12 protein-coding genes and 1 pseudogene are annotated in these 12,670 nt (G+C 53.3%); 8 read left to right on the forward strand and 5 right to left on the reverse strand.

All coding sequences use genetic code 11. From position 1 onward, the window contains the following. Nucleotides 1–485 precede the first annotated feature (485 nt). Entirely contained in the window at nucleotides 486–1,052 is a 567-nt protein-coding gene (locus tag V6575_RS09055; protein WP_340273979.1) for a cytochrome b, read from the forward strand. A 44-nt stretch (nucleotides 1,053–1,096) separates the two neighbouring features. On the opposite strand, the gene V6575_RS09060 is transcribed toward V6575_RS09055, so the two are convergent. Both V6575_RS09060 and V6575_RS09065 read right to left on the reverse strand, forming a co-directional pair. Beyond that, on the reverse strand, nucleotides 1,097–2,941 hold the full coding sequence (locus V6575_RS09060; protein ID WP_340273980.1) for a CHASE2 domain-containing protein: 1,845 nt from the start codon (nucleotides 2,939–2,941) through the stop codon (nucleotides 1,097–1,099). Then, nucleotides 2,938–3,456: a FecR domain-containing protein gene (locus tag V6575_RS09065; RefSeq protein ID WP_340273981.1), complete on the reverse strand. Its 519-nt coding sequence runs from the start codon at nucleotides 3,454–3,456 to the stop codon at nucleotides 2,938–2,940. The genes V6575_RS09060 and V6575_RS09065 overlap by 4 nt, the downstream gene beginning before the upstream one ends. Before the next feature lie 123 nt (nucleotides 3,457–3,579). On the opposite strand from V6575_RS09065, the gene V6575_RS09070 reads away from it, so the two are divergent. Beyond that, a complete protein-coding gene (locus tag V6575_RS09070; protein ID WP_340273982.1) occupies nucleotides 3,580–4,311 on the forward strand; it encodes a Crp/Fnr family transcriptional regulator in 732 nt (243 codons plus the stop codon). A 199-nt stretch (nucleotides 4,312–4,510) separates the two neighbouring features. On the opposite strand, the gene V6575_RS09075 is transcribed toward V6575_RS09070, so the two are convergent. Beyond that, the gene (locus V6575_RS09075) at nucleotides 4,511–4,675 is read right to left on the reverse strand and encodes a hypothetical protein (RefSeq protein WP_340274371.1); all 165 of its coding nucleotides are present in this window, start codon (nucleotides 4,673–4,675) and stop codon (nucleotides 4,511–4,513) included. Between the two features lie 36 nt (nucleotides 4,676–4,711). Between V6575_RS09075 and V6575_RS09080 the strand changes: the two are divergent. Continuing rightward, nucleotides 4,712–4,786: pseudogene (locus V6575_RS09080) on the forward strand (BA14K family protein); the annotation flags it as partial. A gap of 202 nt (nucleotides 4,787–4,988) precedes the next feature. On the opposite strand, the gene V6575_RS09085 reads toward V6575_RS09080, so the two are convergent. Further along, entirely contained in the window at nucleotides 4,989–6,326 is a 1,338-nt protein-coding gene (locus tag V6575_RS09085; RefSeq protein WP_340273983.1) for an MFS transporter, read from the reverse strand. A 327-nt stretch (nucleotides 6,327–6,653) separates the two neighbouring features. Here V6575_RS09085 and cyoA point away from each other — a divergent pair, with 327 nt between their 5' ends. The 5 genes from cyoA to V6575_RS09110 all read left to right on the forward strand — a co-directional run bounded on the left by cyoA (nucleotide 6,654) and on the right by V6575_RS09110 (nucleotide 11,553). Then, the gene (cyoA, locus tag V6575_RS09090) at nucleotides 6,654–7,625 is read left to right on the forward strand and encodes a ubiquinol oxidase subunit II (RefSeq protein ID WP_340274352.1); all 972 of its coding nucleotides are present in this window, start codon (nucleotides 6,654–6,656) and stop codon (nucleotides 7,623–7,625) included. Between the two features lie 92 nt (nucleotides 7,626–7,717). Continuing rightward, nucleotides 7,718–9,721 (forward strand): cytochrome o ubiquinol oxidase subunit I, encoded by a 2,004-nt coding sequence (gene cyoB / locus V6575_RS09095; RefSeq protein WP_340273984.1) that lies wholly within the window; start codon nucleotides 7,718–7,720, stop codon nucleotides 9,719–9,721. 3 nt (nucleotides 9,722–9,724) lie between these two features. Further along, on the forward strand, nucleotides 9,725–10,342 hold the full coding sequence (cyoC, locus tag V6575_RS09100; protein ID WP_340273985.1) for a cytochrome o ubiquinol oxidase subunit III: 618 nt from the start codon (nucleotides 9,725–9,727) through the stop codon (nucleotides 10,340–10,342). After that, nucleotides 10,342–10,725, forward strand: coding sequence for a cytochrome o ubiquinol oxidase subunit IV (gene cyoD, locus V6575_RS09105; RefSeq protein WP_340273986.1), 384 nt, complete (start codon nucleotides 10,342–10,344; stop codon nucleotides 10,723–10,725). The genes cyoC and cyoD overlap by 1 nt, the downstream gene beginning before the upstream one ends. A 15-nt stretch (nucleotides 10,726–10,740) precedes the next feature. Next, on the forward strand, nucleotides 10,741–11,553 hold the full coding sequence (locus tag V6575_RS09110; RefSeq protein ID WP_340273987.1) for an SURF1 family protein: 813 nt from the start codon (nucleotides 10,741–10,743) through the stop codon (nucleotides 11,551–11,553). 64 nt (nucleotides 11,554–11,617) lie between these two features. Here the strand turns inward: V6575_RS09110 and nac are convergent, their stop codons facing one another. Further along, nucleotides 11,618–12,535, reverse strand: a complete 918-nt coding sequence (gene nac, locus V6575_RS09115) for a nitrogen assimilation transcriptional regulator NAC (protein ID WP_340273989.1) — start codon at nucleotides 12,533–12,535, stop codon at nucleotides 11,618–11,620. Between the last annotated feature and the right edge of the window lie 135 nt (nucleotides 12,536–12,670).

Genomic DNA, 12,670 nt, shown 5'->3' on the forward strand with positions numbered 1-12,670 from the left:
ATGCCAATAGCTTCGTCAGAGCTGATTAATCCAAACCTCGTGCCAACTGTGCGGAACGTCACAGGTGCACCCCCAGTTTTCAGCTTAAGCTCTGTTTGAACAACATGCAGTGAACGCTTGGCCACACTATCAGCACCGAATTTGAAATGCCTGACGTCAAATATCGAGAAACGAGACATGAATTTAGGCCACTTCAATCGCCTGCCAAGAAGGCTGCCAGAATGATATTGGAAGATCTTGTGTCTCCATTTGTAAATACACGTGACCACAGACACGCATCACGGGCCAGGATGAACCTTTCCTGCGATGAAGCGCACCTAAGGGCACAGATTTATACAGCTATGACCCAAATAGCCGCGCCAACAACCTCATCAGTCCGTCAACGTGTGGGTCAAAACTCGTCGCAATCACGCGAGATATCTCTTTGACACTTGCATCAAGCGCCAATTGCTGCAGGTATCTCGCCAGCCACTAAGGAGATTAGAATGTCAGAAACCTTGGAAGCCGGACCACAGACAACCTCGGCACCTCATCTGCCGCCGCCCCATCGCCATGCCGGGACAACCCGCCTGCTCCATTGGTTGATTGCAGCATTGGTGCTCATGACCTGGCCTCTTGGCATCGTGATCCAGTTCGTCAAAAGTGATGTCGCCCTGAACTTCTACATCTTGCATGAAAGCCTGGGATTTCTGGTCCTCTGGCTGATGCTGGTTCGGGTGGGAAACAAGCTGACCGCCCAAAAGCCCCCCGCTGAAGGCCCCTTCCTGGAACGAATGGCAGCAAGCGCGGTCCATGGTCTTCTATATGCATTCCTGATCATCATGCCGCTCAGTGGTTTTCTGGCAACAAATGCTCATGGATTTCCACTCAAATGGTTCGGTGTCCTGACCGTCTGGAGCCCGATTGGTAAGTCACCGGACATCGCCTGGACGCTATCCGCCATCCATGAATGGAGTGCATGGATCCTGCTCGGCCTGTTTATCCTGCATTTCGGAGCCGTCATTTTCCATCATGTCATCAAGCGTGACACGACACTCTACCGGATCGTCTGACCCTGCAGCAACGTGGCCGGCTCCAGCCGGTCACGTTCTTTTGCCTATAGTCCAGCGGCCAAATCCCTTTCGGACCACAAGCCGACCTGAAGATCTTTCTGGCGGCCACGGATCGCACTGATCTCCATACGCGGGGCAAAAACGCCACCATCTTCTGTAATCTTGGCAGCATCTGTAAGATCGCCCGACAACGCCACGCAGGAGTGGAAATTCTTTGCCACCTCTTGCAGCCGACTGGCCACGTTGACGCAATCCCCGGTCGCAGCGATCTGTTGCTGGTTGTCATGCCCCAAACGCGACAAGACAACCGGCCCAAAATGTCCTCCGACCCTCAAAGTGTTGATTTCTGCCTCCAGACCGTTCTCGACAATCCACCGACCAACATTTTGCACCAGATCGAATGCACACTGGCAGGCATCAGCCGCATTCCTGGCGCTGGAGTCCGGAATGCCAAATCCGAGCATAGCCCCATCGCCCATGAAATCGAGAACGAGGCCATTGTGCCGATCCGTCTCATTGACCACCAGCGTATGAAAGGCTTTGAGAACATCACGGGTCTTGGCCGGCCCCAGCCGCTCGCTCAATCCGGTGTAGCCGGACAGATCTACGAACAAGATCGCCACATCCTGCTCCACCGGGCTTAAAAGGAAAGATGGATCTTCGGCGATCCTCCTGGCGATCGCAGGAGCTTGAAATCGGCTCAGGGCTTCACGGGCTGCGACCAACCGCCGGGTCCGATACCGATCCAGCACTTGCCGCAAAATGACCAGGGCAACGACCGGCGGAAGGCTCGCAACAATAGGAAGTGCACCGCTGAACCAGTAACCTTGGCCAAAAAGGATTGTGATCGCCATCAACCACCCGACCAAAAGTCCAATAAAAGCCAGCGACGCATTGGCAAGAGGCAGCACGGCCACCGCCAAAATGCCAAGGCCCGTGATCAGGAGCGCTGCAGTAACATCAACGGATCGAACGGTTCTATTCCGGATCAAAGCGGACCCATCCAGGAGATTAGCGATGCCCGTTGCCTGAATTTCGACGCCTGGCAACACTTGATCGAAGGGCGTTCCAAACCGATCCCCCACGCCGGTTGCAGTCACTCCCAGAACCACAAGCCGCCCAGAAAGGTCACCCACGCGCGCTAAACCATCAAACAGGGACTTCGCGCTGAGGGTTGTGACCGTGCCTTGCGGGCCGTAGTAATTCAAAGGCAGGTGCCATCCAAGATCAAGCGGCTGAACGCGTCCGTTGAGCCGTAGACCATCAAGTGTCACGGGCGGAATTCCCTCAAGATAAAGCCCTGCTGCACGCAGTCCAAAGGATGGCTCCAAACCATCAGGCGTCTTGAACAATAAAGGCACGTGCCTTGGCGTCCCCCCCGCATCAGTTGCAACATTCACAAGACCGACTGAGGAAGCGTTGGCAAGTTCCTGCAGGGGCATAAGCTGTTCTCTAGCCACCGGAACGAGCGAAGAAAGCCCACTATCTGTGAATTGTCCTGCTGCGGCAATAACCGTAGGGATCGATCCAAGCGCACGGGCCAGACTGGCGTCATCGGCAGGCTCAGAAGCGCTCACGAGCAGGATATCAACAGCCAGCGCACGGGCCCCTGCAGCCCGGATCTTTTCAATCAAAAGTGCGAGGCGGTTGCGTCCGATTGGATAGGCACCAGCAGCTGCAACCGTTTTGTCATCAATCGCAACGATCACGACCTCATCTGGCGCGTTACGCACTCCGGTCACAAGGATACGCCAATCAAGCAGGACCATTTCGACCCGGTCGATCATACTGCCCGTTCCAGCCAAATGCCGTTGCCCAAGCCAGCCTGCCCATAGAAGGCCGCAGGCCAATACGCTAGCGATAACCCAGATGGGCAGATAGCGTCTCATCGTCCGAAACGAGCCAATAACCTCTCAACCTTTACCGAAGGCCAGCGTGTGATGATGAGAGGCTCTCCCTCAAAAACCTCAACGCCAAAGCCAGGGGAAAGTGACACACCCTCAGAACCGTCCGAATGAGATACAACAACCTCTCCCCGCATCACGAAGACAGATGTCGAATTGTCAGTTACGTCAACGGCATAGACAGTGCCGCGCACTGCTGCGATAGCATGAGGGGTCAGAATCTGGAAAGGGCCGCTTCCCGGTTCCACCTCAACCAGCACGCCATCCTTGGTCAACTCTACTGTGTTCGGGCGCCCCGAAGCACCATTCGAGACAATGCCAAGTGCCGCAGCAGCTTCCGCTTCTAGCACCAAGCCACCTGCACATTGATAGACCACTCGAGGCGGATCACCCAATTCACTTTTTGGGCAGTGATTGACTTGCTGGGCGGAACTTGACAAAGGAACCATGACGATCAGCCAAGTCAGGGCAGCGAATATTGCAGACACACGAATTGGCATAGGATCCTCGATCAGCGCTCGTGAAGGCAGTTTCCCACCTCATGATTTGAAGTGGCACAAATACACTTCCATCGTTGCTACCATCTTTATAGTAGCCCGAATTCAGAGTTGAAAGTGCAATATATGGATGACCCAAAAAGCATGCAGCCAGACCGTAAAGGACCTGAAAGCATAGCAAAAGAAGAGCTCCTGAGCCGCAGTATAGTTTTTAGAGCTTTGGACGAAAAGAGCCGCCGCGAGCTGGCATCTTTCGCCCATATCAAGCATTACTCGGCTGGCGATGTTATTTTTAATATGGGCGCGCAGGGCCAAAGCATGATGGCAATCGCGGAAGGTACCGTGCGCGTTGGTAGGGTAACACCGACCGCGAAGGAGGTCACGCTCTGCGAATTGACGATTGGTGATGTGTTCGGAGAGATCGCCCTTCTGGACGGCGGCGAACGATCGGCAGATGTTAAGGCCTTGACCAACTGTACGTTGGTTGTTCTTGAACGTCGTTCTTTGCTTGACGTCCTGCAGCGCAACCCGGATCTATCGATCCGCCTCATCGAACTTCTGTGCCAAAGGGTCCGAAAATCCGATGAACGGATGATGGAAATCGCATTTCTGGACCTGCCCGCCCGCCTTGCCAAAGCCTTGCTTCGCCTGACCATTGCCCCCCCTGGAACCGCTGAAAAGCCCTTGGGGAAATTGTCTCAGTCCCAGTCAGAAATTGCCCGAATGATCGGGAACACACGCGAAAACGTCAACAGATGCCTGCGCAAATGGCAGCGTGCGGGTCTTATCGATCTGAAGGATGGATGGCTCATCATCCGTGACCGGCCGCAGCTGGAACTCATCGCAGAGCCTGAATAAACCCTGTTCTTGAGAAAACAAATGCCATTCCTGTTTGCTGAGTGTCGCGCGTCACAGGTACAGGCCCAGAACATCCCTTAGGTATTGGTCATCGACGCAGAAACAATCGGCGTTGACCTGAAACCAAAAGGATACGCACATGTTTGGCAAATCAATCCTGACCGCAGCAACCATTGCTGCGATTACCATCACAACAGCTTCAGTCGGCACAACCTCGGCCTTCGCTGGCAACCATGGCAAACACGGCCACGGCTTTCACAACGGACATGGCCACCACTTCAAACACCGCGGCCATCGCAATCGCGGCTTTCACGTCCGCAAGTTCCGGAACTTTCATGTCTCGGTTCAGTTCGGCAGACAGCATACCAACTGGTGCTCCAATCGCTACAAGTCTTATCAAGCTTGGAACAACAGCTGGTTGCCTTACAACAACGGCCATCGGAAGCAATGTATTTCACCATTCTACCGCGGCTGATCTGCTCCACAGCAAACCTAGCGCTGCAAACCGCGGTATGACCCGAAAAGAAAACCCTCTGGCCTGTGCCAGAGGGCTTCTTGTTTATAGTTTCAATCCACGCTGGCGACATCCTGCGTAAAATCATGGGCTAGATCATCAGGCTGCATCCTTGAAGATACTGCTGAAGTCTATCGTTTAAACGCCCCGCAAATAAGCGAAGTCACCCATCAGACGACCTAAGCTTGCGACTGAGCGCCAACGCTGCAAGGGTGCAGGCGGCACCAGAGAACATGTAGAGGCCAACGTAGCCCAGGCCGACAGTGCTCGCGAGACCAAGGGCCACCAGAGGTGCGAACCCGGCACCGATCAGCCAAGCCATATTTGATGTCAGTGCAGCGCCAGAATAACGATAAACTCGGCCAAAGTGCGATGAAACAGCACCTGCTGCCTGACCAAAGGACAGCCCAAGAACCGCAAAGCCAATGAGGACAAAGGCTTCCTCACCGGCCTCCCCCGCCTCTAGCATAAAGGGGGCCGCCAGGCTGAAAATTGCAATCACGCCAGCTGCGATCGCAAGCAAACGCTGCCGTCCAATGCGGTCAGCAAGAATGCCCGACAACACAATCGTCCCAACGCAAATCAAGGCACCGACCATTTCAATCAGCAGAAAGCTTGTGATTTCGTGTTGCGAATAGAGCGAAACCCAGCTGAGTGGAAAAACCGTGACGAGATGGAACAGGGCAAAACTGGCCAGTGGTGTAAAGGTGCCAATCAACACATCCATACCATGGGTCCGCAGGAGGTCGGATGTTTTTACCGGTTTTAGCTCCTGACGGTCGAGCATGGATCCGAACTCGCCGGTTGCGACAAGGCGCAGCCTGGCAAACAGCGCGACCACGTTGATAGCAAAGGCCACGAAGAACGGATACCGCCATCCAAATGTCAGGAAGTCTTCCAAGTGGAGACTGGCATAAGAAAACGCAAACAATCCACTGGCCAGGATAAAGCCAATTGGCGCACCAAGCTGAGGCATCATTGCATACCAGCCGCGCTGGTTCTTCGGTGCGTTGAGGGCCAGAAGCGAAGCCAGACCATCCCATGCGCCGCCAAGGGCAAAGCCTTGTCCCAATCTGAAGATCACCAGGAAACCGACGGCCCAATACCCGATCAGATCATATCCCGGCAGAAAACCAATGCCAGCCGTGGACCCGCCAAGGACAAACAGTGCGATAATAAGTTTGGTGCCCCGGCCGTAAAGCCGATCAATGACCGTAAACACGACGGTCCCGATCGGGCGCGCGATAAAGGCCAAAGAGAAGACACAAAAGGACAGCAATATGCCGGTCAGATGGTCATACATCGGGAAAAAATGCGTAGGAAACACAAGAACCGAGGCAATCGCATAGACAAAGAAATCAAAGAACTCGGAGGATCGCCCAATAATGACACCGAGCGCGATCTTGCCCGGATCAGCCTCGGAGCCTGCATGAATCGCACGTGCATCCTTCTCCATATCAAATGAAGTCGGTTGCTCCATCGCATAGCTTCCTGAGCTCATTTTTATCTCTCTCCCTGGTCGCGGCCAATCAGTATGGACTGCCCACTCTTTCTAACCTTTGCTCAAGTTAAACTATTAAATAAATTATTCGAGCCGTCTATACGGGATCAGGGATTGAGCTCCATCACAATGCTTTGCGATGCTGAAAAATGACAATTCCAACTGTTTGGCTGCCGAGATTCATTTGCAGGTTCATGTTTTACAGTGTTTTTTTGCACTGCGGCAACTCACCTCATCCCATTGTTGATTTAGATCAAATATGGTTTAGTTGCTTGGGAGGGTAAACAATTTGGAATTGATCGGTTGAGCACCCCATTAAAAAATCTAATCAGATTTGGAACTGTAGCCGCATTTGGCGCGCTTCTATCTGGATGTAATTTTGTCGTCATGGCACCTTCAGGCGACATCGCTTCTCAGCAACGTGACCTTATTGTCATCTCGACAATCTTGATGTTGATCATCGTCATTCCGGTCATTTCTTTGACGCTGTTCTTCGCTTGGCGTTACCGGCAGTCCAATACAACAGCCAAATACGATCCCGAATGGAGCCACTCCACCCGGCTTGAAGTGATCATTTGGGCAGCGCCGCTGGCCATCATCATTGCCTTGGGCGCGATCACATGGATCAGTACCCATACGCTTGACCCTTACCGTCCGCTGGATCGTATTTCTGCAGACAAGCCTTTGAACGCCGATGTCAAACCCATCACGGTTGAGGTTGTTGCGCTCGATTGGAAATGGCTTTTCATCTACCCTGACCTGGGTATTTCAACCGTCAATGAGCTCGCGGCTCCCGTCGATGTTCCAATCAATTTCAAGATCACCGCAGCCTCTGTGATGAACTCGTTCTACATTCCCGCTCTCGCTGGTCAGATTTATGCCATGGCGGGAATGGAAACCAAGTTGCATGCGGTCATCAACGAACCTGGCGACTACACCGGCTTCTCGTCGAATTACAGCGGCGCGGGCTTTTCCGGCATGCGGTTCACTTTCAAGGGCCTTGAACAGGACGATTTCGATAAGTGGGTTGAGACCGTCAAGGCATCCGAAACAGACCTGACCCGGAATGCTTATCTGGAGCTTGAAAAGCCAACGGAGAATGCACCGGTCAACTACTACGCCAAGACTGATTCAAACCTCTACGATGTCATTCTCGACATGTGCGCGGATCCTTCCGACCAGTGCATGAGCGAATTGGCGATGGTTGACGCGGGCCTGATTTGCCTGGCCCCGCCGAAAGTCCTTGATCAAACGGCAGCTCTGGCAGATCGCCCTCGATTTTCACCAAGAGTTGAATAACAAGCCCGACGAACTGTAGCCCGTTCAAATAACAGCATCCGTGGCAGACCATGCTCGGATATCGAAACGATGTTCGATATTAAGGAAATTCGATGCTATCGAATCCGGATATACTCAAATTCCTATTTGGCAAATTGTCTTGGGAATCGATCCCCTATCATGAGCCAATTCTGGTTGTGACCTTCGCAGTGGTTGCCCTTGGTGGCATCACTGTCTTGGGCGCACTGACATATTTTCGCGTCTGGGGTTATCTCTGGCGGGAGTGGTTTACGTCGATCGATCATAAGAAGATCGGCATCATGTACATCTTTTTCGCTATCATTATGCTGCTGCGCGGTTTTGCTGATGCGTTGATGATGCGCTTGCAACAGGCCATCGCCTTCAATGGAGCCGAAGGCTATTTGCCACCGCACCATTATGACCAGATCTTCACCGCCCATGGCGTCATCATGATTTTCTTCGTGGCGATGCCCTTTGTCACCGGGCTGATGAACTTCGTGGTGCCCCTGCAGATTGGTGCTCGGGATGTGTCCTTTCCCTTCCTGAACAACTTCAGCTTCTGGATGACGGTTTCCGGTGGCACGCTGGTGATGGTGTCACTGTTTATCGGTGAATTCGCCAAGACCGGCTGGCTCGCCTATCCGCCGCTTTCTGGTCTGATTTACAGTCCGGATGTCGGTGTTGATTATTATATATGGGGTTTGCAGATCGCGGGGATAGGGACCTTGCTGTCCGGGGTCAATCTGGTCGTTACCATCCTGAAGATGCGCGCACCGGGCATGTCCATGATGAAAATGCCTATTTTCACCTGGACAGCCTTTTGCACCAACATCCTGATCGTTGCCGCTTTCCCGGTTCTGACAGCCGTTCTGGCGCTTCTGACGCTTGATCGCTACATGGATATGCATTTTTTCACCAACGCACTGGGCGGCAACGCCATGATGTATGTGAACCTGATCTGGATCTGGGGTCACCCAGAGGTTTACATCCTCATTCTGCCAGCCTTCGGTGTGTTCTCTGAAATTGTCGCGACCTTCTCGGCCAAGCGCCTGTTTGGCTATACCTCGATGGTTTATGCGACCGTGGTGATCACGCTGCTGTCCTACATGGTGTGGCTGCATCACTTCTTCACCATGGGGTCAGGTGCCAGCGTTAATTCCTTCTTCGGCATCACCACAATGATCATTTCGATCCCGACCGGTGCGAAGATCTTCAACTGGCTGTTCACGATGTATCGTGGCCGTATTCGTTTTGAAGTCCCGATGCTATGGACCATGGGCTTCATGGTGACCTTCGTGATCGGCGGCATGACAGGCGTTTTGCTTGCCGTTCCACCCGCTGATTTCGTGCTGCACAACTCACTGTTCCTGATTGCGCATTTTCATAATGTCATCATCGGCGGCGTGGTCTTCGGTGTCTTTGCTGGCATCACCTACTGGTTCCCGAAAGCCTTCGGCTTCAAGCTGGACCCATTCTGGGGCAAGATGTCTTTCTGGTTCTGGCTCACCGGCTTCTATTTCGCTTTCATGCCCCTTTATGTTCTGGGCCTGATGGGCGTAACACGGCGAATGAACCGGTTCGACGATCCCTCCTTGCAAATCTGGTTCGTGATTGCAGCCTTTGGTGCCCTCCTGGTCCTGATCGGTATTGCGTCCTTCCTGATCCAGATTGTTGTGAGCATCAGGAAGCGCGAAGAGCTGAAAGATGTCACTGGCGATCCGTGGAATGGCCGCACACTTGAGTGGTCAACCTCATCGCCGCCGCCGGCCTACAATTATGCCTTCACGCCAATTGTTCACGATCATGACGAATGGTGGTTCATGAAAAAACATGGCTACGTGCGGCCAGAAGAAGGCTTCATTCCGATCCACATGCCAAAGAACACGGCAACCGGCATTATTTTGGGTGGATTGAGTCTGGCGTTCGGCTTCGCCATGGTGTGGCACATTTGGTGGCTGGCAATTGCCTCAGGGCTTGCCATACTCGGTGTCACCATTGTTCACACCTTCAATTACAACCGTGACTTCCACATTCCTGCTGAAGAAGTCGACAGTGTGGAACGGGAACGCACCCGTATCCTCGCGGCGGAGGCTTGAACCATGACAGCCCAAACACTCGAAAATGGCGCACAGCCAGTTTTCTACACGACGGAAGAGCACCATCCTGAATCTGGTACATTGATCGGGTTCTGGATCTATCTGATGAGCGATTGCCTCATCTTTGCGGTGCTGTTCGCCACTTACGCGGTGCTCAGCCACGCCTACGCCGGGGGACCGACCCCGCAAGAGCTATTCGATCTGCCGCTCGTGGCCCTCAACACTGCAATGCTGCTGTTCTCATCGATCACCTATGGCTTTGCCATGTTGCAGATGGAAAAAGGTGTGAAGAATGGCGTCATCAGCTGGCTGGCACTCACCGGCCTGTTCGGGCTCGCCTTTCTGTGCATCGAGCTCTACGAGTTCTCCCATCTGATCCATGAAGGAGCCGGACCAGACCGTAGCGCTTTCTTGTCGGCTTTCTTTACCCTCGTGGGCACGCATGGTCTTCACGTTACCTGCGGCTTGATCTGGATGGTGACCTTGATCACCCAAGTCATGCGCCACGGCCTGATCCCTGAAAACAAACGTCGCCTGATGTGCCTGTCGATGTTCTGGCATTTCCTGGATGTGATCTGGATCGGTGTCTTTTCCGTCGTCTATCTCGTGGGAGTTCTATAATGAGCGCTTCACCGCACACAGATCACGCTGATGGGCATGATCACCACCACGGCGATCATGCCAGTCACGGCACCGTAAAATCCTACATCACAGGATTCGTGCTGTCGGTCATCCTGACCGCCATCCCGTTCTGGTTGGTGATGGGCAAGGTGTTCGACAATGCAGCGCTGACCGGAATTCTGGTGATGGCTTTTGCCTTGGTGCAAATCGTCGTGCACATGGTCTACTTCCTGCACCTCGACACAAAGTCAGAAGGCGGCTGGAACATGATGGCGCTTCTGTTCACAGTGATTTTGGTCATGATCGCCATCACCGGGTCGCTTTGGGTCATGCATCACCTCAACACCAACATGATGCAGATGCCTCCGGGCATGTTCATGTAGGGTTTGCCAATAAAAATGCCCGAACCAAAACGATACGAAACTGCTCGGAACCCGCAAGGACTGCTGATCGCCGTCCTTGCGGTATTCTTTTGTGCGGTCTTTGTGTCGCTGGGCGTCTGGCAGGTGGAAAGACTGTCCTGGAAACGGGATTTGATCGCCCGCGTCGATGCCCGCATTCATGCACCGGCAACTCCAATTCCCGAGCCCGACCAATGGCCAAAACTCACTGCAAAGAATGATGCCTACAAGCATGTCAGCGCTACGGGGCGATTGCAGAACGACAAGGAAAGCCTTGTCTATACCTCTACGCTGCTGGGACCGGGATACTGGGTACTGACACCGCTGATCCGCGAAGATGGCACAGCTATACTGGTCAATCGGGGCTATGTTCCGCTGGATCACAAGGATCCGGAAACCCGTCCGGAAGCACCCGTCTCAAAGCTGGTCACGATCACAGGGCTTTTGCGGCTGAACGAGCCGGACGGCACATTCCTGCGTTCGAATGTTCCTGATCAAAATCGCTGGTATTCCCGCGATGTCCGCGCCATGGCCAAAGCCCATGGCATTCTGACTGTCGCACCATTTTTCATCGATGCAGATGCAAGCCCTGCGGTCACCTCTGCCCCTCGTGTCTCGCCTCTTGGGGAACTGCCAATCGGTGGGCTGACAGTTGTCAAATTCCCCAACAGCCATCTCTCCTACGCCATCACCTGGTTTACCCTGGCACTCCTGTCCCTCGTCGGCGGCGTTGTCGCGGTTAGATTTGGCCGGGATACCACTGGCCACTCACCAGTTTCACAACAGCCGACACATACCGAAACGCATTAAGCCCCAAATAGACAAGATGGCGAAGATTCGCTTAAAGTCTAAATCAGAGGAAATGGATTGTATTTCAATCCACGTTGCCGACATCCTGCGCAAAATCATGGGCTAACTCGGACAGAATGCTATTTACCGCAGTTGCCGGTTCTGACATCGGCAACTGGCCAGAAACACACAGCGACATATGCGTTTTCATATTCGGTTGCGTAATACGGTAAATATGCGCGCCTTGAACTTGAGCGCCAATGGCCGTTGCTGCCGAAAACGGTAAAATCGAATTCGCGATTCCGTTACGGATGGCATCGATCATCAATGAGATAGATTCGGTCTCTGCAACAACGGACGCTGAAAGTCCGACACGTGTCAGCGCCGTATCGATGACTTTACGGACAGTATGCATACGGCTTGGCAAGATAAGGGGCAGTCCGACAGCATCGGAAAAGGCTATTTCATTGCCATCCGCAGCCTCGATCTTGGTACCGATGTAATAGAGCTCTTCACTTAAAACAGGTTCAAACGCCAAGCCGGGTATTTCACCGGGCTCATAGATCAGGGCGATATCAACCTTGCCCATCATGACCATCTCGCTGATCACAGCTCCGACGTTTTCATTGATGTGCAAAATGATCCCAGGGTGTCTGTCGCGAACACTCTGCATCAAACGGGACGCAAGCAAGGTTCCAAGGCTCAAGGGAGCAAGAGCAACCGAAACTGAACCGGAAATGTCTTCCGAACTGTCCACAATATCGATCTGCGCCTGATCCATCTGTTTCAGGATCTGCAGACTGTGACGATATAGGAGCTTGCCAGCCTCTGTTGGCGTCACACCGCGTTTGGAGCGCAACAACAGCGCCTTTCCAAAGTGGGCTTCCAGTGCTGCAATTTGCTGGCTGAGCGCCGGCTGCGCGATATGGAGGATGGAAGACGCACGGGTTATGCTGCCTATGTCGACAATTTTAACAAACGCGTGAAGCCGCCGGATGTCCACGAAGTCAGTCCTTTCCCGCAATTTTCCATGCCACGACGATGAAGCACGAAGTCGCCGCGAATAGAACCCCGTTCTGACCGAGTTTATGATCATTCACCACTTCAGTGTGAAGATGCATAAGCAAACACTATCATG

Source organism: Roseibium algae (genome assembly GCF_037783265.1).
Taxonomy (GTDB): domain Bacteria; phylum Pseudomonadota; class Alphaproteobacteria; order Rhizobiales; family Stappiaceae; genus Roseibium; species Roseibium algae.